Below are 19,265 nucleotides of genomic sequence, written 5' to 3'. Positions count from 1 at the left end.
TGAACTGCTCCCCGGGAGTTGGACTGAAAATTCAGTTCTGACTCTCGGGGAGTAGTTGTATGGAGCCGCGTAGTTCGTTGTCTGAGGTGCAGCGGGAGGCCGCTGTAGTGTGGTTTGAGCAGGGTTTGGCCGATAGGACGGTGTCGACGTTGCTCGGGGTGGCGCGGTGGCCGGTCCGGAGCCTGTATCGGCGGTGGAGGATCCATGGCAGGGCGGCGTTGGTGAGTATGTCGACCAAGCGGTCGTTCTCGTTCGAGTTCAAGCTGTCGGTGGTGGAACGCTTCGTTGCTGGTGAGCCGGCCGCCGAGCTGGCCGCAGAGCATGGCCTGTCGTCTCCGAGCCTGGTGAAGACCTGGGCTCGGACGTATCGGCGGGAGGGCGAGGACGGGCTGCGTCCGAAACGGAAGGGCCGCCCGCCCAAGCCACCGGACAGCCCGGGCGAGCAGCCCAGTGAGCTGGAGCAGTTGCGGCGGGAGAACGACCGGCTGCGGGCGGAGGTCGCTTACCTGGGAAAACTGCGGGCCTTGAGAGGGCAGCAACGACGGTGAAGGCCCAGGCCGTCCTCTCTCTCAAGGCTGAACACTCGCTCGAACACCTTCTCGCTGCCGCCGGGCTGGCCCGATCCACGTTCTTCTATCACCAGGCCCGCTCGCGCAGAGGTGACCCGCAGACTGAGTTGAAGGCCGCGATCACGACCTCGTTCGAGAACAGCCACAGACGTTACGGGCATCGCCGTGTCCATGCCGGACTGGTCAAGCAGGGCTGGCGAATAGCGAAGAAGACTGTGCTCAAACTGATGCGGCAACTCGCGCTGATCTGCCGGGTCCGCCGCCGACGCCGATACAACTCCTACACCGGCGAGATCGGTAAGATCGCCCCGAACCTGCTGGCCCGGGAGTTCACCGCGACCGCTCCGAACCAGAAGTGGGTCACCGACGTGACCGAGTTCGTCGTGGGAAATCAGAAGGTGTACTTGTCGCCGATCATGGACCTGTTCGACCGGCAGATCATCGCCTACGGAGTCAGCAGCGCACCCACGCTCACGCTGACAAACACCGCGCTGGGCGACGCCCTCGCGACACTGGGGAAAGGCCAGACGCCACTGGTGCATTCCGATCAAGGGTTCCAGTACCAGCATGCCTCGTGGCGCAGGCTGCTAGCACGCGCCGGGGCGACCCAGTCCATGTCCCGCAAGGGAAACTGCCTGGACAACGCCGTCATCGAGAGCTTCTTCGGACACCTCAAAGAAGAACTCTTCCATCACGCCACGTTCCTCAACACCGCCGCGCTCACCACCGCACTGCACGAGTACATCGCCTGGCACAACAACGACCGCAGTCACACCACGCTCAAGGGCCTGAGCCCGGTGCAATACCGGACCCAGGCCCTCGTCGCCTAACCCCTAACCTTCACTTAACCAGTCCAACATCCGGGGACCAGTTCAGTTCGGCCGGGGGCACCTTGTTTTCGGCTAGTTCGGGAAAAGGGGTCCGAGCGCCGGTCGCGACCGCTAACCTGAGCCCGAACCTCGCCGCCGCGAACCTTCCTGGGGGAGTCGTGACCAACCCGTACGGTTATCAGGCACAACCCCAAGGCATGGGATCGGTCGGCTACCCGCCGCGGCTTCCGCCCCGCAACCCCAACGGTGCCACCGCGATCATCGCCGGTCTGCTCGGGCTGGCGCTCTGCGGACTGGTCGGCTACCTGCCGGTCTACACCTTCATCGAGATTCCCTCGGGCATCAGCATCGGGGATCTGCCTGGGGAGGCCCTCACGGTCCTCGGGCTGTACCTCGCCGCGGCGATCCTGCTGTTGATCGGGGCCGTGGTGACCCTGTTCCGTAGCGTGGTCGGCGCGGTTCTGCTGATCATCGGAGCGACCCTGGCCCTGACCTCGGTCCTACTCGAACCCGCGCTGCTCTATCGGTCCGAGTACGGCATGTTCTTCGAGATGACCTTCCAGTTCGAGAGCGACACGGCCTTCTCCCGGGTCGGCGCCATCGTGCTCGCGCCGATAGTGCTGCTGCTCGCCGCGCTTCCACCCACTTTCCGGTACCTCAAGCACAAGCCGCTGCCCCAGGGTGTCTACGGGCCGCGACAGGGCTACCCTGCTCCGCAACAGGGCTACCCGCCGTACCAGGGCGGGCAGCCTCCGGCGTGGTGATCCTTCGTGGAGATCGCATGCAGGATGAGCAGTATCCCGATTTCGAGTACGACCTGGCCGAAGAACACTTCGCCGTGGAACGGAGTGCGACAGCGTTCTTCGCGGCCGCACTGGCCATTGTGGGCGGTGCCTGGCACCTCGGTGGGGTGGTCGGCAACGCGCTGAACTTGGTCGAAGGCCGAGTCTCGGTGCTCAGCCTGGTCATCGGGCTCGTGCTGAATCTCGTGCTGGCCGCCGTACTGATCTGCGGTGCGGTCCTGCTCCTGCGGAAGCGGTGGAAGGGACGCATTCTCGTTGTCGCCGGGACCGCCGCCGCGCTGCTGTTGTACGCCCTCACCGGGACGTTGTCCCTCGCGGGACTGGCATATGTCGGCTTCGTGGGTGTGGGACTCGTGGGTGGACTGCTCGCGCTGGCGATCGTGGTCGTGCCCGCGGTGATCACGCTGCTACTGGCGCTCGCGCCGTCCACGGCGCGCTGGGTCGAGGAACCCGACCCGGGCCCCTGGTATCCGGTCCACGGTTGGTGAGCCCGCGGTCGTAGGGTGGAGCCATGGTTCACGATCCCGCCAGGCTTGGTTTCGAAACTCGCGCTATTCATGCTGGTCAGAAGCCCGACCCGCGTACCGGCGCGGTCATCGTGCCGATTTACCAGACTTCCACCTACGCGCAGGACGGTGTCGGGGCCACTCGGGAGGGTGATTACGAGTACTCCCGCACGGCGAACCCCACGCGCACCGCCCTGGAGGAGGCGCTGGCCGCGCTGGAGAGCGGCAAGCACGCGCTGGCCTATGCCTCCGGCATGGCAGCCAGTGATGCGGTGCTGCGGGCGACGCTGCGCCCAGGTGATCACCTGGTGCTCGGCAACGACGTCTACGGCGGCACGTTCCGGCTGATCGACAAGGTGCTGACCTCGTGGGGCATCTCCTACGACGTGGCGCACCTGTCCGATGTGGATGATGTTCGATCCGCGATCCGTCCCGAGACGAAGCTCGTCTGGTGCGAGACGCCGACCAATCCGCTGCTGGGCATCGCCGACATCGCGGCGCTCGCCGAGACCGCGCATGTGGCCGGGGCGAAGCTGGTCGTCGACAACACCTTCGCCACGCCCTATCTGCAGAACCCGCTGGCCCTCGGCGCGGACGTGGTTCTGCACTCCACCACCAAGTACCTGGGTGGGCACTCGGATGTCGTCGGCGGCGCCGTGGTCACCGACGACGACGAGCTGCGCGAGCAGTTGTTCTTCCTGCGCAACGCCTCCGGTGCGGTGCCCGGCGCCTTCGACGCGTGGCTGACGCTTCGGGGGCTGAAGACACTAGGGGTCCGGATGGAGCGCCACTGCGACAACGCCGAGCGCATCGTGGAGATGCTCGTGGACCACCCGAAGGTGGGCACGGTCTACTACCCGGGTCTCTCCGGGCATCCCGGCCACGAGGTCGCCGCGAAACAGATGCGCCGGTTCGGGGGCATGGTGTCCTTCACGCACGTCGACGGGGAGCAGGCGGCCCTGGACGCGGCGGCGGGGACGGAACTGTTCATCCTGGCCGAGTCACTCGGTGGCATCGAGTCGCTGATCGAGCACCCTGGACGTATGACGCACGCCAGCGTCGCCGGTTCGTTGCTGCAGGTTCCAGCGGAACTGCTCCGCCTGTCCGTCGGAATCGAGGACGTGCGGGACCTGATCGCCGACCTGTCCGCAGCTCTCGGCTAGGAACAGTTGAAGACTGTGTCCACCTGAGGTGACGTGTGGCGCGCCGGGGCAGAAGGCCTCGCGAACGCGGCTGCGGGTCGATCGCGCGCCTGTTCAGCACAGCTCTCGGGTAATGCCCGCGACGGACCAGTTCGCGGGCCGCGGCTGTCAGGGTCAGGGGCGGTAGTTGCTGGTGCCAGCGTTGTCCGCGGGACCACGCTGGTTCTGGGTGGGGTCGACGGCGGGTAGCTTCGCGCCGTCGACACAGCTGCCGACGAGTTCGATGTGGCTGTCGTGCCGGATGTACTGCCCCGAATCGCCGCAGCCCGCGTACTCGACCGTGTAGAACGCGGCGCCGGTCAGCGCGAGCGCGGATGTTACCCCCGCGATCAGCGGTAGCACGCCCGCTGCTCGGGTGCCGCGAAGTCCGCGCGCGGTGCCCGGCGTGGTGGCGCGTGCCATGCTGTCTCCCCGGTCGATCGCTGAGTTCAGGATCAGGGTACCTGGTTCACGGTGGCATTACGTCCCCTGTTGGTCGGGTGGCATCATCGGCTTTCATGCAACTCGTCAGTGTCGACCGCATCTGGGAAGCCAGGGGCCTGCTCGAAGGCGTGACCCGCCAGACGCCCATGGAACACGCCCGCGACCTGCAGGAACTGCACGGTGGAGCGGTGTATCTCAAATGCGAGAACCTGCAGCGGACAGGTTCCTTCAAGATCAGAGGCGCGTACACCCGGATTCACGGGCTGAGTGAGGAGGAACGCGGCCGCGGTGTGGTGGCCGCCAGCGCGGGCAACCATGCGCAGGGCGTCGCGCTGGCAGCGCGGCTGCTCGGTGCGAAGGCCACGGTGTTCATGCCGGAGCGCGCACCGCTGCCGAAGCTGGCCGCGACCAGGGGCTACGGAGCCGACGTGCACCTGCACGGCGAGGTGATCGAGGAGACGCTGGACGAGGCGATCGCCTTCGCCGAGCGAACCGGCGCGGTGTTCATTCACCCGTTCGACCACCCGGACATCATCGCCGGGCAGGGCACCGTCGGCCTGGAAATTCTCGAGCAGGTGCCCGACGTCGCCACCGTGCTGGTCGCCACCGGCGGCGGTGGCCTCGTCGGCGGCGTCGGCTGCGCGCTGAAGGCGCTGAAGCCGCACGTGCGGGTGATCGGGGTGCAGGCGGAGACCGCGGCGGCGTACCCAGCCTCACTGAAGGCGGGCGAGCCGGTGCGGCTGCCGGAAATGCACACGATGGCGGACGGGATCGCGGTCGGGCAGCCGGGACCGGTCAGCTTCGCACACGTGTCCGCGCTGGTGGACGACGTCATCACGGTGACCGAGGAATCGCTGTCCCGCGCGGTGCTGTTGTGTTTGGAACGGCGCAAGCTCGTGGTCGAGCCGGCCGGGGCCGCCGCCGTTGCGGCGTTGCTGGAGCATCCGGGCAGGTTCCAGGCGCCGGTCGTCGCGGTGCTCTCCGGCGGCAACGTCGATCCGTTGTTGCTGCTGCAGATCATCCAGCACGGAATGACGGCGGGGGGACGTTATCTGAAGCTGCGTCTGCTCGTGCCCGATCGACCGGGATCGCTCGCCGGCGTGCTGTCGAAGGTGAGTGAACTCGGGGCGAACGTGCTCGACGTCGAGCACTCGCGGATCTCCGGCAGGCTCGCGCTCGGCGAGGTGGAGGTCGCGCTCAACCTCGAGACCCGAGGGCCGGAGCACTGCGAGGAGGTCGCGGCCGGGTTGCAGCGAAGCGGGTTCACCGTCGTGTAGCCACAAGGAGCGAGTTCCCTCCTGCGAGGGAGGAGTTTCCCCCGCTTTCGGGAGCAATGCCGTGCCTCGTCCCGGCTACGTTCGCGACATGGTCAAGGCTGCTGTCGCCCCGCGCTGGCCTGCGTATGCCGCGGCGATGCTGTTCTTCGGTTACGCCGCGGGAAAGGCCGCGTTCGCGCTGCAGGCGCGACTCGGATTCCCGGGCGGGCCCGTCGTGCCGGCCGCCGAACACGAAAGCTACGCGCGGGAGTTCATGAACGTGACCACGGCACAGTGGAGCGCGAGTGTTTCCGGCCTGGTGGCCGCGGGCATCGCCGTCGCCACGGTCACCGGTCTCGGTCGCAGGGTGCCGAGAACCTTGATGTTGGTGGTGCTCGTCGGCATGTCGCTGGCGGTCGGAGCCGGTGCGATGATCATGATCGTGGACGGGTTCGTCGGCGTCGGTGTGGGCTGGCGGTGGTATCACGGCGTCCTGGGGGTCGTCGTGATCGGGCTGCTCCTTGCGACCATCCGGTCCTACGCGAAGGTCACACGACGTGTCCCGGATTGACCTGGCACGCCTCGGCGCGTACGGAGCGGCGGCGTGCGGGAGTTCCCGAATGCCACATTGGGGACGTTCACCGTCCCCAATGTGGCATTCGGGAACTTCCCCGAGCCGCGGTCAGAGGTTGCCCCGGCGCTCCTGCTCGCGCTCGATCGCCTGGAACAGCGCCTTGAAGTTGCCGATGCCGAAGCCGAGTGAGCCGTGGCGTTCGATCAGCTCGTAGAACACGGTGGGGCGATCGCCGATCGGCTTGGTGAAGATCTGCAGCAGGTAGCCGTCCTCGTCCCGGTCCACCAGGATCCGGTGCTCCTTGAGCGTCTCGATCGGTACCCGGACCTCACCGATGCGCTTGCGTAGCTCCGGGTCGTCGTAATACGAGTCCGGGACCTGCAGGAATTCGACACCCGCCGCGCGCATCGCGCTCACCGTCGTGAGGATGTCGCCGGTGGCCAGTGCGATGTGCTGGCAGCCTGGTCCGCCGTAGAACTCCAGGTACTCGTCGATCTGCGACCTCTTCTTCGCGATCGCAGGTTCGTTCAGCGGAAACTTCACCCGGTGGTTGCCGTTGGACACCACCTTGCTCATCAGCGCCGAGTAGTCGGTGGCGATGTCGTCGCCGACGAACTCCGCCATGTTCACGAAGCCCATCACGCGGTGGTACCAGTCCACCCAGTAGTCCATCTTGCCGAGCTCGACGTTGCCCACGCAGTGGTCGACGGCCTGGAAGAGGCGCTTCGGTGCGCCTTCGGGACGCCGGATCGTGCTCTCTCGTGCCTCGTAGCCCGGCAGATAAGGACCCGCGTACTTGGAGCGGTCGATGAGCGTGTGCCGGGTTTCCCCGTACGTGGCGATGGCCGCCCTGCGCACGGTCCCGTGCTCGTCGGAGACGTCGTGCGGCTCCTCCAACACGGTGGCGCCCTGGCTGCGGGCGTGGTCGATGCACTTGTCCACGTCGGCGACCTCCAGCGCGAGGTCGATCACGCCGTCGCCGTGTCTGCGGTGGTGGTCGAGCAGCGGGGAGTCCGGGCGCACGCCGCCGGTGATGACGAACCGTGCGGAACCGGACTTCAGCACGAACGACTTGTGGTCGTGGTTGCCGGTCTCCGGGCCCGAGTAGGCGACGAGCTGCATGCCGAAAGCGACCTGGTAGAACCAGGCCGTCTGGGTGGCGTTGCCCGCGATGAACACCACGGCGTCCAACGCCCTGACCGGGAACGGGTCGGCCGAAGCATCGTGGTCGACAAGTCCGACAAGCTGGCGCAGCTGGTCATAGCTGACGTCGTCGAGAGGGCCCCGTGGATCGATCGTGTGCGTCATATCGGCTTCCTCCGGTGGTGGAACTGCGGTAGTCGAAGGATGCGCCGGTAAGGCAAGATGAGCAATAGAGCGCAGATTCACTGGACAATATGTTCAGTGAGACTCAGCTCGGCACGCCCAGTCTGGACAGTCTGTGTAGATGGAGGGGTCACCCTGGACGAAGTACTGGACGCGCTCGACGCGCGGCTGCTCCTGTTGCTCACCGATGCTCCGCGCCTCGGCGTGCTCGAATGCGCCCGCAGGCTGGGCGTCGCGCGGGGCACAGTGCAGGCGCGACTGGACCGGCTCGCCGAGCGCGGCATTCTCGACGGATTCCCGCCTGCCCTCAACCTCGCCGCCATGGGCTACGGGCTGACCGCGTTCGCGGTGCTCGAGATCGCGCAGGGCAGACGCGCCGAGGTGGCGGAGGCCCTCGCCGCCATCGACGAGGTGTGTGAGGTCCACGCCACGACTGGGCAGGGCGACCTGTTCGTGCGGATGGTGGCACGTTCCAACGACGACCTGCAGCGGGTCATCGACGAGGTCGTCGGAGTGCCGGGGGTGCGCCGGACCTCGACTTCGATCGCGCTCTCCACCCCGGTGCCACCCCGGGTGCGGCCCCTGCTGGAGCGGACCGCACAGGCCTGACCCACGACGAGCCCTGAACGCAGTCAGGACCAGAGTGGCTGGCGCACGCCGAAAATCCGGTTGAGCGCGACACCGAGCACGGTGACGAGTACAACGGCGGCAGCGATGGACACCAACTCGCCCGCGGAGGTGAGCAGCCCCAGGCTGATGATCAGGGTCGTCGCGCCGGCCGGTGGATGCGGGCAGGCCAGCAAGCGTAGAACCAACGCGGTTAGGGCCACGGACAGGGCGGCGGCGCCTATCCGCATGCCGCTGATGCCTTCCTGGACAACCGGTGGATGATCGGCGAGTCCGAACACGGCGAGGCAACCCACCCCGGCCAGGATCGCCACCGCGTGCCCGATCAGCGTGTTGCGGGGGCGTGCGGACTTCTGCATCGGAGACTCGAAGTAGAGCATCACGATGGGGCCGAGGCTGGGAAACAGGTAGGGCTGCTTGAGCAGCAGCCCTGCGAGGCCCGCAGCCGCCAACAAGACCAGGCACAGGGTGAACGCGTACATACCAGCGCCCGCTCTGCCCGCACGGTTCTCGGCAGCGGCCAATGCGCCGCCCGGCGATGGCCCTGTCATGACCCGCACCTACTTCGCGGCAATGAGGGCTTGCGGTGCCGCTTGCTTGATCCGGGTGCGCAACCACTGCAGCTGCTGCGCGGTGTCCTGCTCACACGAGTGCACGATGTGCAGTAGCTCCCTGTCGCGCAGTCCCTGTGCCGCCTGTCCCACGACTGTCCAGGTCATCTCGACGAACGAGCCCAGCATGTACAGGTCCTGCAGATCCCGCAACAGCCCGACACCGCCGCTACGGGTGCTGTCGAGGCCGGTCGCGTGCAGCCGTTCGGGCTCCTGCTCGCTTTTCTCACCGTAGTGACGTACCACCGGTACGAGCATCGTCAGTTGTCCGTCGATCTGGCCGGCCAGGACCTTGCAGAGGTGGTGGACGTCAGGTTCCTCGCCGTGGCCGTCGCTCACCTGACGAAACGCGTCGGCGAGCGAGCGCAGCGAGGCATCGAGCAAGCCGACGTAGGTTGGCAGGTGCATGGTTCAGCCCTTCCTTGCGGCATGCGGCAACACGGGGTCCGGCACCCCGGGGGTGTGCCCAGGACTGGGAACCTGCCGTGGCGGGTCTGCGACGCCGACGTCCTCTCGTGTCCCGGCGTCCTGATCCCCCCGGGTCGCGGGTACGGCTGCTGGATCGTGCGGAGCGGATGCGGTGGTGGTGGGAGCGGGAGCGCAATCCTGTCCCGGTCCGAGCTTCGTGACCCGGACAGCCGAGACCTTGAACAGCGGCTGCTTCGACACGGGATCCCACTCGGTTTGCGTCAGCTCGTTCGCGGCGCGCGGCTGTCCGTCGGGACTGCCTGTACCGGTCGTGTCCCAGTATCCGTAGTGAAAGGGAAGGAACACCGTGCCGTCGCGTCCACGCCCGACCCTCGCGGGTGCTTCCATCGCGCCACGACGGGACTCGACTCGGACAAGGTCACCCTCATCGACGCCCAAGGCTTTGGCGTCCCCCGGCGAGAGTTCCACCCAGGGCTCCGGGGCGGCCTTGCGCAGTTGCCGCGCGCGGCCGGTTTTGGTCCGGGTGTGGAAGTGGTAGACCGTGCGCCCAGTTGTGCAGACGTAGGGGTACTCCTCGCTCGGCCCCTCCGGGACAGGCGTGTACTCCGCGGTCTTCAGAAAGGCACGACCGTCGGGTCGCTCGGCCTGGTACTTCGTCGGTGGGGTCGTACCGCCGGTGAGCAGGTCGTGACCGTAGCTCTCACACACCTCCGGAGCCGTGGGGAACACTCCGTCGGCGTAGAGCCGGTCACTGCCGTCGGGGTGCTCGGTGTTGCAGGGCCAGGGAACTCCACTGCCACCGCGGAGCTTGTCGTAGGACAGTCCGGTGTAGTCGCACAACCTGCCTCGTGTGCACTCCTTCCACGCCTCGAAGGCACCTTCCGGATCACGCCACTTGATGAGCGGTTCGCCGTCGCGGTCGCGCAGGTCCATCCGCCGCGCGTAGTCGAGGAAGATGTCCAGGTCGCTGCGAGCCGCACCGGGCGGTTCGACGGCCTTCTCCGACAGGTGCACCGTCCGGTTGACGTTGGTGAACGTGCCCTGCTTCTCGCCCCACAGGGCAGCGGGCAGTACCACGTCGGCGAACTCGGCGGTCTCGTTGCGGAAGCCGTCCTGGACGACGACGAACAGATCCTCGCGGCGGAGGATGTCCCGGATACGGGGAAGTTCGGGCATCGACACCGCGGGATTGGTGGCCGAAATCCACAGGAAGTTGATGGAGCCCTGTTCCGCGTAGCGCCAGATCTGCATGGCGTGCGTCGGCGGGGCCCAGTGGGGGATGACGAGGGGGTCCACGTTCCACAGTTCGGCCAGTTGGTCGATGTGGTTCTGGTTGTCCCAGTTGCGGAACCCGGGCAGGTCGCCGTCGGCACCACACTCCCGGGTGTTCTGAGCGGTGGGTTGCCCGTTCATCTGGAGCACGCCGCAACCAGGACGGCCGATCAGCCCGCGGAGCAGATGCAGGTTGTTCACCTGACAGGAGGAGGCGGTGGCCTGGTGGGACTGATAGAAGCCTTGCAGGACAGTGGACAGCACTCGCCCCGAGGTTCCGAAGATCTCGGCTGCTCGCCGGAGGTCCTTCGGTGACACCCGACAGATCTCGCCCACCATCTCCGGTGTGTAGGCCTTGACGGTGCGCGCGAGCTTCTCGAAGCCAAGCGTGTGGGCCGACACGTATTCCTCGTCGACCCATCCTTGTGTGATCAGCTGGTTCACCAGCCCGTTCATCAGGGCCAGGTTCGTGCCGGGTAGCGGTGCGAGGTGAACGCCGCCGGACTCGACAGCGGCCTCCGCGACCTTGGTGAACCTTGGGTCGACCGCGACAATTCGTGGCCGGTCAGGGCCGTGCAGCCGGTCGAGGATCCGCATCCACAGGACGGTCTGCGTTTCGGCCATGTTGTGGCCGAACAGGAAGATCGCGTCGCAGGAATCGACGTCGGTATAGCTGCCCGGCTGGCCGTCGGAGCCGAAGCTCTCCTTCATCGCCGCTGCTGCCGTCGCCGTGCACAAGCGGGTGTTGCCGTCCATGTGCGGCGTGCCCAGACCTGCCTTGCCGATCACGCCGAGCGTGTAGTACTCCTCAAGAAAGAGCTGGCCGCTGGTGTAGAAGCCGTGCGACGACGAACCCACCTCGTCGAGAAGCCTCCGGGACCGCCGCACTATCCGATCCATGGCGGTGTCCCAGTCGGTCTCCACCAGTTCGCCATCCTCGCGGACCAACGGACGGGTGAGACGGTCCCGCCCGTTCCACTGCCACGAGCCGTACAGGCCCTTCGGGCCCAGCCTCCCGTGGTTGACGACGTCGTCGGTACGGCCACGAATACCGACCATGCGCCCGTCCTTGACGGCGATGTCGCAGGCACAGCCGTTGCTGCACAGAACACAGGCCGACTGCACCCAATGTTGCACGTCGGACTCGGCCACCCCCTCCTCCAGGTGCTGATCGAGGCGGACTGGCCACGAGGTGTCCTGGGCATGGGGAGTTCGCTGACCCCAGATATCGGCAACGCGGTCGGTCATGTCCCGCTCCGGCTCCTGTCGGCGATGTAGACCGAGAGCAGTACCCGGTCCTTCCGCTTCGCCAAACTTCGACCGTGAACGGGGAGCACAAACGCGGTCAGGGCCATCCCGCGCCTGTCTTACGCACTCCGGATGGCCCTGACCGCTCAGATGAGCTGCGCGACCTCAGCTGCTGTAGGGCACGGCCTTCACGAGGGTGACCTTCTGCTTGTTGCCGTTGGGCAGCTCGTACTCACGCGCCTCGCCTTCCTTGGCGCCGAGCAGGGCCTTGCCGAGAGGGGAGTCGGGCGAGTAGACCTCCATCGCCCCTTCCGCGCCCTCTTCGCGGGTCGCCAGCAGGAACTGCTCGTCCTCGTCATCGCCTTCGTAGCGCACGGTCAGAACCATGCCGGGGGCGGCGACACCATCGTTCGCGGGAGCTTCGCCCACCTTCGCGGTGCGCAACAGTTCCTGCAGGTGCCGGATACGGGCTTCCTGCTGACCCTGCTCTTCGCGGGCCGCGTGGTAGCCACCGTTCTCCTTGAGGTCTCCCTCTTCCCGGCTGTCATTGATCTTCGCAGCGATGACCGGACGATTCTCGATCAGCTCGTCGAGCTCGTGCTTGAGCCTGTCGTAGGCATCCTGGGTCAACCAGGTCACCTTGGTGTCGCTCACGGTCACCATCTCCTCCTAGGGCCTGCCGGTCTTGGGTATACAAGCCGGCTGCCGCGCGGGCGTGGCTTGCCAACGCGGCAGAGATATGGAAAAACACGGCCCGCCAGGGGCCGTGCCGGTAGATCAGGATAACACGATTTGCGGGGCGAAGTCCGGGCATGCAATCCATTTCCCGGCGCTGACCGCACCATTCACCCCGTTGGCCGCTATGGGCTTGACAGGTAGCTAGGCACATCGTACGTGCAGCCGAACACGTCGGCCGTGACCGGCCGCCCGACACTCTGGATGGCCGCTGTGACAACCGTCTCGCCCGGTGGGATGAAGACCTCTCGGCGACCGCTTTCCGTGCCGTCGAGAGCCCGTACCCGCACAATGCACATCCCGGGGCGCTGCGGGTCGTCCCTGCGCACGTCGAGGGTGATTTCCATGGCGTTGTCCGGCAGTTCGTCGAAGCCAATTCGCTGTGCCTCGATCGGCGCCGCGCCGAGATTGAGGTAGGCCACGTACGCGGCGGCGGATCCGGCAAGGACCGCGACCAACGCGAGTACCCAGACCTGCCAGCGCTTGGCCGGCCGTCGCGCCCGCCCGTAGCGGCCTTCGGGTACCGATCGGGTGGTGCTGTCGCCAGGGGCGGTGGTGTGACCGCTGCTCAAACCCGGGCCTCCGATCGGTCTGTTCGTGTTGATGGGGACAATGGAATAAATACCTCGCTCTACGAGTATCCGCTTACGCGAGGAACTGGGGCCGCGAGGGTCCGAACCACTCGGACGAGAAGGGACCATGTCGGTGATGGCGGGAGCTGGCGCAGAGACAGGTACGACTTCCGGATTCCGGCTGATGGCGGTGCACGCCCATCCGGACGACGAGTCGAGCAAGGGCGCGGCCACCATGGCCAGGTACGTGGCCGAGGGGCACGAGGTCATGGTCGTGACCTGCACCGGAGGTGAGGCGGGCAGCGTCCTCAACCCTGCGATGGACCGCCCAGACGTGCACGAGAACATGAGCGAGATCCGCAGGGAGGAGATGGCGCGGGCCGCGAAGCTGCTCGGCGTCCAGCACCGCTGGCTCGGGTTCGTCGACTCCGGGCTGCCCGAGGGTGATCCGCTGCCCCCGCTGCCGGAAGGCTGCTTCGCCGTTGTGCCGCTCGAGGAGACCACCGGTCCGCTGGTACAGGCGATCCGCGAGTTCCGCCCGCACGTCGTGCTCACCTATGACGAGAACGGCGGTTACCCGCACCCCGACCACATTCGCTGTCACGAGGTGTCGATGGCCGCGTTCGACGCGGCGGGAGACCCGGACCGGTACCCGGAGGCAGGCGAGCCGTGGCAGCCGCTGAAGCTGTACTACATGCACGGTTTCTCCAGGGCCCGGATGCAGGCGTTCCACGAGGCCCTGATCGAGGCCGGCATGGAGTCGCCGTACGGGGAGTGGCTGGAGAAGTGGGACCCGGACAAGCCCGATGTCATGGAGCGGGTGACCAGCCAGGTCGAGTGCGGGGAGTACTTCGAGGTGCGTGACGAGGCCCTCAGGGCCCATGCCACGCAGATCGATCCGAACAGCAGGTGGTTCGCGGTTCCGCTCGAGGTGCAGCGCAAGCTGTGGCCGACGGAGGAGTACGAACTGGTCCGCTCACTGGTGGACAGCACACTCCCGGAGGACGATCTGTTCGCGGGAATCACGGAGAAGGTGCACACATGAGCCTCGTGCTACCGGCCTTCGCGGCCGCGCCGGTCACCACCGGTGCCCTGCTGCTCGCCCAGCAGCAGGACGACGGTGAGGGTGGCGGGCAGGGGCAGGACTTCGGCAAGTCCTCGCCGGTCGGTCTGCTCGTGCTGATCCTGTTCCTGATCGCGGTGGTGTTCCTCGTCCGGTCGATGACCAAACACCTCAAGCGCGTCCCGGCCAGCTTCGACAAGGAGGACGCGCAGGCCGCCGCGTCCCCCGAGAACACGGACGACATCGACACGGCGGGGACCGACCACTCGTCCCCGCCCGCGGACCCCGCCCAACCCTCCGACCGCGACTCCTCCGACGGCAGGACGGCGAACGGCCGCACCTGACCGCCGCTCCGGTTGGCGCTCGGTGCGCGGGCACCACTTGGCGGTAGTTGACGCACATGTCGATCTTGCTTGGTGGTACTTGCAGACGCCCCATCCCTGTGCGGGAGGCGCGTCGGTGACACCCTTGGGGTATGCCGAATCGTCTTGCCAGTGCTACCAGCCCGTATCTCCTGCAGCACGCCGAGAACCCGGTCGACTGGTGGCCGTGGGGGCCGGACGCGCTGGCGGAGGCCCATCGCCGGAACGTGCCGATCCTGCTGTCGATCGGCTATGCCGCGTGCCACTGGTGTCACGTCATGGCGCACGAGTCCTTCGAGGACGAGGAAACCGCGGCGCTGATGAACGCGAACTTCGTCAACATCAAGGTTGACCGCGAGGAACGCCCCGACATCGACGCCGTCTACATGACCGCGACCCAGGCGATGACCGGCCAGGGCGGCTGGCCCATGACCTGCTTCCTCACCCCGGAGGGCGAACCCTTCCACTGCGGTACCTACTACCCGCCCGCGCCGAGGCCGGGAATGCCCTCGTTCCAGCATCTGCTCGTCGCGGTCGCCCAGGCGTGGACCGAGCGGCCGGAGGAACTGCGCGAGGGCGCGGGCCAGATCGCCGCCCACCTGGCCGAGCAGACTGGCCCGCTCCAGCAGTCCACTGTGGATGTCGAAGCACTTCGCGGTGCCGTGTCGAAACTGCGCTCGGACGCCGATCCCCAGCACGGTGGATTCGGTGGGGCGCCGAAGTTCCCGCCGTCCATGGTGCTGGAGTTCCTGCTACGCCATCAGGAACGCACCGGCTCGGCGGACGCGCTGTCGCTGGCCGAGGCCTGCGCCGAGGCGATGGCGAGGGGCGGTATCTACGACCAGCTCGCCGGCGGATTCGCCCGCTACTCCGTGGACGCCGCCTGGGTGGTGCCGCACTTCGAGAAGATGTTGTACGACAACGCACTGCTGCTTCGGGTGTACGCCCATCTCGCCCGGCGCACCGGATCCGCGCTGGCGTCGCGGGTCGCAGCCGAAACTGCCGACTTCCTGCTTCGAGAGCTCAGGACACCGGAGGGTGGGTTCGCCGCCTCACTGGACGCGGACACCGAAGGCGTCGAGGGGCTGACCTACGTCTGGACCCCGGAGCAGCTGACCGAGGTCCTCGGCCAGGACGACGGGACATGGGCCGCCGCGCTCTTCGAGGTCACCGAGGCAGGCACGTTCGAGCAGGGCTCCTCGACCCTGCAACTGCCCCAGGACCCGGCGGACCCGGAACGGTGGGAGCGGATCAGGGCCGAATTGCTGGCGGCCAGGGCCCAGCGCCCGCAGCCGGCGCGCGACGACAAGGTCATCGCCGCATGGAACGGCCTCGCCATCACCGCGCTCGCCGAGGCGGGGATCGCGCTGGGGCGGCTGGACTGGATCGAGGCGGCCACCGACGCGGCACGCCTGCTGCTCGACACCCACACGATCGAGGGCAGGCTCCGACGCAGTTCGCGCGCGGGTGAGGTCGGGGAGGCCGCGGGCGTGCTGGAGGACTACTCCTGTCTCGCCGAGGGCCTGCTCGCGCTGCATCAGGCGACCGCCGAACCCCGGTGGCTCGACGACGCGACAGCTCTGCTGGACGTTGCGCTCACCCGGTTCGCGGACCCGGAGCAGGAGGGCGTCTTCTACGACACCGCCGACGACGCCGAGGCACTCGTGCACCGGCCTTCGGATCCCACCGACAACGCCAGCCCTGCCGGAGCATCCTCCCTGGCTGCCGCACTGCTGGCGGCATCCGCGCTGGCCGGGCACGAGCAGGCAGATGCCTATCGGGTCGCGGCGGAGCAGGCGCTGAGCCGGGCGGGTGCGCTGGCCGCCAAGGTGCCCCGGTTCGCGGGCAACTGGCTGTCGGTCGCCGAGGCGATGCAGTCCGGTCCGGTGCAGGTGGCGGTGGTGGGACCCGACGCACGGTCCCGCGCCGACCTGCTCGCCGAGGCCGCGCGTGCGGCGCACGGCGGGGCGGTGGTGCTCGCGGGAACACCGGACGCGGACGGCGTGCCGCTGCTCGCCGGACGTCCGCTGGTCGAGGGTGGGCCAGCGGCCTACGTCTGCCGCGGCTACGTCTGCGACCGTCCGGTCACCACCACGGCGGACCTGGCCGCCGCTCTCGCCCGCTGACCAGCTGGCACTTTCGCGGGAAAGTGCCGCTCCCTGGTTCCGCTGGGGGTGAACGCGCTCCCATACGGCCGATTTCGGAGTAACGTCAGCAGTGTTGTAATCAGCGGAGCGAGCATGCATACACGCGTGCGGATGGCGGGACACATGGGTGCACGAGGATGGCGTGGTCGGGGCGGCTGGCAGCCGGGCGAGGCGCCGAGCGCCGAAGACGCGGGAGCCTGGTTCGGCGGCAGGCTGCCAGAGGGCTGGTTCACCGGAGCCCCGGAAGTGACCGTCGACCGCGAGGAGATCGTCGTGGTCGGCGAACTCCCCGCACTGAACGAGGAGTACACCGACGAGGCCGGCAGGGCTGCCGCGGAGACAGGCCGGATCAGCCGGTTCCGGGAGGAGACCAGGGACGAGCGGATCGAGATCGCCCGCCAGGCCGAGCATCGCTACCAGCGCAAGGTCGCCTGGGGAGCGCGGCTGGGCGGGACGGAGGAACTGTTCACCACCCTGGCGGCACCGGTGATGACCCGGCTGCGGCAACCGGAACGGATGGTGCTGGACACCCTCGTCGACGCCGGGGTGGCGCGTTCCCGGTCCGAAGCGCTGGCGTGGGCGGTCCGGCTCGTCGGCGAGCACGCGGACACCTGGCTCGCGGAACTTCGGGAAGCGATGTCGACGGTGGACGATCTGCGGGCGAAAGGGCCGGATCTGGGCTGACGCCCGGTCGAGGCGGCTTTCGCACTGCGCGGGCCGAAGCGGTGCGGCAGGCTGGAAATGCCGGTGGAATCCGGCCTGCCGCACCTTTCGGAGGACATATGGATCTGCCGTCGATCCCTGCCAAAGTGGACGCTGCCGCGCTCACCTCGGTACTGGACGGGCGTTGGGCCGAACTCCGGCGGCAGGTCCGGGCACAGATGACGGAGAACCAGTTCCGCGACTCCTACGACCTGGACACCGAGAGCCACCGGGGACAGATACTCGAGCAACTGCGGGAACTGGCCAATACGGACCGCCCGCGCCTCGGTTTCGACCGTGGCTACGGCGGTGGCGGTGACATCGGCGGTTCGGTGACGTCATTCGAGATGCTCGGCTTCGGGGACCTCTCGCTGATGGTGAAGGCGGGTGTCCAGTGGGGCCTGTTCGGCGGGGCGGTGCAGTTGCTGGGCACCGAGCGGCACCACGAGCGGTATCTGCGGCCGATCATGGACCTCGGCCTGCTCGGCTGCTTCGCGATGACCGAGACCGGGCACGGCTCGGACGTGCAGCACCTCGGCACCACGGCCGAGTACGACCCGGCCACCCGTGAGTTCGTCGTCAACACCCCCGACCGCGCCGCGTACAAGACCTATATCGGCAATGCCGCCCGGGACGGGCGAATGGCGGTGGTGTTCGCCCAGCTGGTGACCGGCGGTTCCGGGCGGGGGGTGCACGCGTTCGTCGTGCCGATCCGAGACGAGAACGGCGACCCGGCGCCGGGCGTGCACATCGAGGACTGCGGCCCCAAGGCAGGGCTGAACGGGGTGGACAACGGCAGGCTGGCATTCGACCAGGTGCGAGTGCCGCGCGAGGCGTTGCTCAACCGCTACGCCGATGTCGCGGAGGACGGCACCTACTCCAGCCCGATCGAGAGCGACGGACGCCGGTTCTTCACCATGCTCGGCACACTGATTCGCGGCCGGGTAAGCGTCGCGGGCAGTGCGGGATGCGCGACCGAACGGGCGCTGGCACTCGCGATTCGCTACGGCGACGTGCGCAGGCAGTTCGAACGCCCGGGTGACGGCGAGGAGGTCGTCATCCTCGACTACCGCGCCCACCAGCGGAAGCTGCTGCCCGCATTGGCCACCTCCTACGCGCTGCACTTCGCGCAGGAGGAACTGGTTGGCGCGCTGCACGACATCCAGGGCTCGGCGGACACCGACGAGCACAGCCAGCGCGAACTGGAGTCCAGGGCGGCCGGGGTGAAGGCGATCGCCACCTGGCACGCGACCGACACGATCCAGAAGGCGCGGGAGGCGTGTGGCGGAGCTGGGTACCTCTCGGAGAACCTGTTGCCCTCGCTCAAGGCCGACACCGACGTGTTCACCACGTTCGAGGGCGACAACACCGTGCTGCTGCAACTGGTCGCGAAGGGACTGCTGACCAGCTACCGGGAGGACTTCCAGGACCTCAGTGCCATGGGCACCGTGAAGTTCGCCGCCGAGCAGCTGCTCGGAGCGGTGATCGAGCGCACGGCGGCGCGGCAGGCCATCGAGCGCCTGATCGACGCTAGCCCGCGGCGCGACGACGAGGACTCGCTGTTCGACCGGGGCTGGCAGCTGAAGCTGTTCGAGGACCGCGAGGAGCACGTGCTCGACGGCGTCGCCCGCAGGTTGCGGCGAGCCGGGGCAGCCGATGCCGATCCGTTCGAGGTGTTCAACGACGCGCAGGACCACGTCCTGCAGGCTGGCCGGGTACACGTCGACCGGGTCGTGCTGGAGGCCTTCGTAGCGGCGATCGAGCGCTGCGAGGACCCCGATGCCCGGACGCTTCTGGAGCGGGTGTGCGACCTGTACGTGCTGTCGAACATCGAGGCGGATCGCGCATGGTTCCTCGAGCACGGCCGGATCAGCTCGACGCGAGCGAAGGCCGTCGTGACGGCGGTGAACGGGCTCTGCGCGATGCTGCGTCCGCACGCCCGCACACTGGTGGACGCCTTCGCGATCCCGGAGCAGTTCCTGGCCGCGCCGATGCTCACCGGCTGACA

At 67.7% G+C, this 19,265-nt stretch carries 20 protein-coding genes; 13 read left to right on the top strand and 7 right to left on the bottom strand.

Going from position 1 to position 19,265, the window contains the following annotated elements:
• Nucleotides 1-227 precede the first annotated feature (227 nt).
• The 5 genes from BM199_RS34760 (at nt 228) to BM199_RS28490 (ending at nt 3,871) form a co-directional block, all read left to right on the top strand.
• A complete protein-coding gene (locus tag BM199_RS34760) occupies nt 228-548 on the top strand; it encodes a helix-turn-helix domain-containing protein (protein ID WP_245788845.1) in 321 nt (106 codons plus the stop codon).
• Nucleotides 545-1,399, top strand: a complete 855-nt coding sequence (locus BM199_RS28505) for an IS3 family transposase (protein WP_245788830.1) — start codon at nt 545-547, stop codon at nt 1,397-1,399. The genes BM199_RS34760 and BM199_RS28505 overlap by 4 nt, the downstream gene beginning before the upstream one ends.
• Before the next feature lie 158 nt (nt 1,400-1,557).
• Nucleotides 1,558-2,163 (top strand): hypothetical protein, encoded by a 606-nt coding sequence (locus BM199_RS28500; RefSeq protein ID WP_177242835.1) that lies wholly within the window; start codon nt 1,558-1,560, stop codon nt 2,161-2,163.
• Between the two features lie 17 nt (nt 2,164-2,180).
• Complete coding sequence (locus tag BM199_RS28495; RefSeq protein ID WP_091677970.1) at nt 2,181-2,690, top strand: hypothetical protein; 510 nt, start codon at nt 2,181-2,183, stop codon at nt 2,688-2,690.
• A gap of 23 nt (nt 2,691-2,713) precedes the next feature.
• Nucleotides 2,714-3,871, top strand: coding sequence for a cystathionine gamma-synthase (locus tag BM199_RS28490; protein ID WP_091677968.1), 1,158 nt, complete (start codon nt 2,714-2,716; stop codon nt 3,869-3,871).
• A gap of 153 nt (nt 3,872-4,024) precedes the next feature.
• On the opposite strand, the gene BM199_RS28485 is transcribed toward BM199_RS28490, so the two are convergent.
• Nucleotides 4,025-4,312, bottom strand: coding sequence for a hypothetical protein (locus BM199_RS28485; protein ID WP_091677966.1), 288 nt, complete (start codon nt 4,310-4,312; stop codon nt 4,025-4,027).
• A gap of 95 nt (nt 4,313-4,407) precedes the next feature.
• Between BM199_RS28485 and ilvA the strand changes: the two genes are divergently transcribed.
• On the top strand, nt 4,408-5,610 hold the full coding sequence (gene ilvA / locus BM199_RS28480; RefSeq protein ID WP_091677963.1) for a threonine ammonia-lyase: 1,203 nt from the start codon (nt 4,408-4,410) through the stop codon (nt 5,608-5,610).
• Nucleotides 5,611-5,698: 88 nt separating this feature from the next.
• Nucleotides 5,699-6,160, top strand: coding sequence for a hypothetical protein (locus BM199_RS28475; protein WP_091677960.1), 462 nt, complete (start codon nt 5,699-5,701; stop codon nt 6,158-6,160).
• Between the two features lie 111 nt (nt 6,161-6,271).
• Here the strand turns inward: BM199_RS28475 and hppD are convergent, their stop codons facing one another.
• A complete protein-coding gene (hppD, locus tag BM199_RS28470) occupies nt 6,272-7,471 on the bottom strand; it encodes a 4-hydroxyphenylpyruvate dioxygenase (protein WP_091677958.1) in 1,200 nt (399 codons plus the stop codon).
• Between the two features lie 153 nt (nt 7,472-7,624).
• Here hppD and BM199_RS28465 point away from each other — a divergent pair, with 153 nt between their 5' ends.
• On the top strand, nt 7,625-8,098 hold the full coding sequence (locus BM199_RS28465) for an Lrp/AsnC family transcriptional regulator (RefSeq protein ID WP_091677999.1): 474 nt from the start codon (nt 7,625-7,627) through the stop codon (nt 8,096-8,098).
• Nucleotides 8,099-8,121: 23 nt separating this feature from the next.
• On the opposite strand, the gene BM199_RS28460 is transcribed toward BM199_RS28465, so the two are convergent.
• The 5 genes from BM199_RS28460 to BM199_RS28440 form a co-directional block, all read right to left on the bottom strand.
• Complete coding sequence (locus BM199_RS28460) at nt 8,122-8,667, bottom strand: HPP family protein (protein WP_091677955.1); 546 nt, start codon at nt 8,665-8,667, stop codon at nt 8,122-8,124.
• Nucleotides 8,668-8,676: 9 nt separating this feature from the next.
• A complete protein-coding gene (locus BM199_RS28455; protein ID WP_091677953.1) occupies nt 8,677-9,135 on the bottom strand; it encodes a hypothetical protein in 459 nt (152 codons plus the stop codon).
• A 3-nt stretch (nt 9,136-9,138) separates the two neighbouring features.
• Entirely contained in the window at nt 9,139-11,676 is a 2,538-nt protein-coding gene (locus tag BM199_RS28450) for a molybdopterin oxidoreductase family protein (RefSeq protein ID WP_091677950.1), read from the bottom strand.
• 165 nt (nt 11,677-11,841) lie between these two features.
• Nucleotides 11,842-12,339 (bottom strand): transcription elongation factor GreA, encoded by a 498-nt coding sequence (greA, locus tag BM199_RS28445; protein ID WP_091677947.1) that lies wholly within the window; start codon nt 12,337-12,339, stop codon nt 11,842-11,844.
• Between the two features lie 197 nt (nt 12,340-12,536).
• Entirely contained in the window at nt 12,537-12,983 is a 447-nt protein-coding gene (locus tag BM199_RS28440) for a DUF4307 domain-containing protein (protein WP_245788843.1), read from the bottom strand.
• A 136-nt stretch (nt 12,984-13,119) separates the two neighbouring features.
• Between BM199_RS28440 and mca the strand changes: the two genes are divergently transcribed.
• The 5 genes from mca (at nt 13,120) to BM199_RS28415 (ending at nt 19,263) form a co-directional block, all read left to right on the top strand.
• Nucleotides 13,120-14,028 (top strand): mycothiol conjugate amidase Mca, encoded by a 909-nt coding sequence (gene mca, locus BM199_RS28435; RefSeq protein ID WP_091677996.1) that lies wholly within the window; start codon nt 13,120-13,122, stop codon nt 14,026-14,028.
• Complete coding sequence (locus tag BM199_RS28430; protein WP_245788841.1) at nt 14,025-14,390, top strand: hypothetical protein; 366 nt, start codon at nt 14,025-14,027, stop codon at nt 14,388-14,390. Before mca ends, BM199_RS28430 begins: the two co-directional genes overlap by 4 nt.
• Nucleotides 14,391-14,521: 131 nt before the next feature.
• Entirely contained in the window at nt 14,522-16,534 is a 2,013-nt protein-coding gene (locus BM199_RS28425; protein ID WP_091677942.1) for a thioredoxin domain-containing protein, read from the top strand.
• A gap of 144 nt (nt 16,535-16,678) precedes the next feature.
• Nucleotides 16,679-17,239 carry a hypothetical protein gene (locus BM199_RS28420; RefSeq protein WP_091677940.1) on the top strand — a complete coding sequence of 187 codons (561 nt, stop codon included), beginning with the start codon at nt 16,679-16,681 and terminating at the stop codon, nt 17,237-17,239.
• Nucleotides 17,240-17,337: 98 nt separating this feature from the next.
• A complete protein-coding gene (locus BM199_RS28415; RefSeq protein ID WP_091677937.1) occupies nt 17,338-19,263 on the top strand; it encodes an acyl-CoA dehydrogenase family protein in 1,926 nt (641 codons plus the stop codon).
• Nucleotides 19,264-19,265 lie beyond the last annotated feature (2 nt).

Origin of the sequence: Amycolatopsis marina (assembly GCF_900111885.1) — a bacterium.
GTDB classification, from domain to species: Bacteria; Actinomycetota; Actinomycetes; order Mycobacteriales; family Pseudonocardiaceae; genus Amycolatopsis; species Amycolatopsis marina.
This window is presented reverse-complemented; position numbering and strand designations above follow the sequence as displayed.

What these genes read in the sequence shown, in the direction of transcription:
- BM199_RS28495 (WP_091677970.1), top strand. Translation starts at nt 2,181, where the DNA reads ATGCAGGATGAGCAGTATCCCGATTTCGAGTACGACCTGGCCGAAGAA.
- BM199_RS34760 (WP_245788845.1), top strand. Translation starts at nt 228, where the DNA reads ATGTCGACCAAGCGGTCGTTCTCGTTCGAGTTCAAGCTGTCGGTGGTG.
- BM199_RS28450 (WP_091677950.1), bottom strand. Translation starts at nt 11,676, where the DNA reads ATGACCGACCGCGTTGCCGATATCTGGGGTCAGCGAACTCCCCATGCC.
- hppD (WP_091677958.1), bottom strand. Translation starts at nt 7,471, where the DNA reads ATGACGCACACGATCGATCCACGGGGCCCTCTCGACGACGTCAGCTAT.
- greA (WP_091677947.1), bottom strand. Translation starts at nt 12,339, where the DNA reads ATGGTGACCGTGAGCGACACCAAGGTGACCTGGTTGACCCAGGATGCC.
- BM199_RS28420 (WP_091677940.1), top strand. Translation starts at nt 16,679, where the DNA reads ATGGGTGCACGAGGATGGCGTGGTCGGGGCGGCTGGCAGCCGGGCGAG.
- BM199_RS28455 (WP_091677953.1), bottom strand. Translation starts at nt 9,135, where the DNA reads ATGCACCTGCCAACCTACGTCGGCTTGCTCGATGCCTCGCTGCGCTCG.
- BM199_RS28415 (WP_091677937.1), top strand. Translation starts at nt 17,338, where the DNA reads ATGGATCTGCCGTCGATCCCTGCCAAAGTGGACGCTGCCGCGCTCACC.
- ilvA (WP_091677963.1), top strand. Translation starts at nt 4,408, where the DNA reads ATGCAACTCGTCAGTGTCGACCGCATCTGGGAAGCCAGGGGCCTGCTC.
- BM199_RS28475 (WP_091677960.1), top strand. Translation starts at nt 5,699, where the DNA reads ATGGTCAAGGCTGCTGTCGCCCCGCGCTGGCCTGCGTATGCCGCGGCG.
- BM199_RS28430 (WP_245788841.1), top strand. Translation starts at nt 14,025, where the DNA reads ATGAGCCTCGTGCTACCGGCCTTCGCGGCCGCGCCGGTCACCACCGGT.
- BM199_RS28425 (WP_091677942.1), top strand. Translation starts at nt 14,522, where the DNA reads ATGCCGAATCGTCTTGCCAGTGCTACCAGCCCGTATCTCCTGCAGCAC.
- mca (WP_091677996.1), top strand. Translation starts at nt 13,120, where the DNA reads ATGGCGGGAGCTGGCGCAGAGACAGGTACGACTTCCGGATTCCGGCTG.
- BM199_RS28485 (WP_091677966.1), bottom strand. Translation starts at nt 4,312, where the DNA reads ATGGCACGCGCCACCACGCCGGGCACCGCGCGCGGACTTCGCGGCACC.
- BM199_RS28460 (WP_091677955.1), bottom strand. Translation starts at nt 8,667, where the DNA reads ATGACAGGGCCATCGCCGGGCGGCGCATTGGCCGCTGCCGAGAACCGT.
- BM199_RS28490 (WP_091677968.1), top strand. Translation starts at nt 2,714, where the DNA reads ATGGTTCACGATCCCGCCAGGCTTGGTTTCGAAACTCGCGCTATTCAT.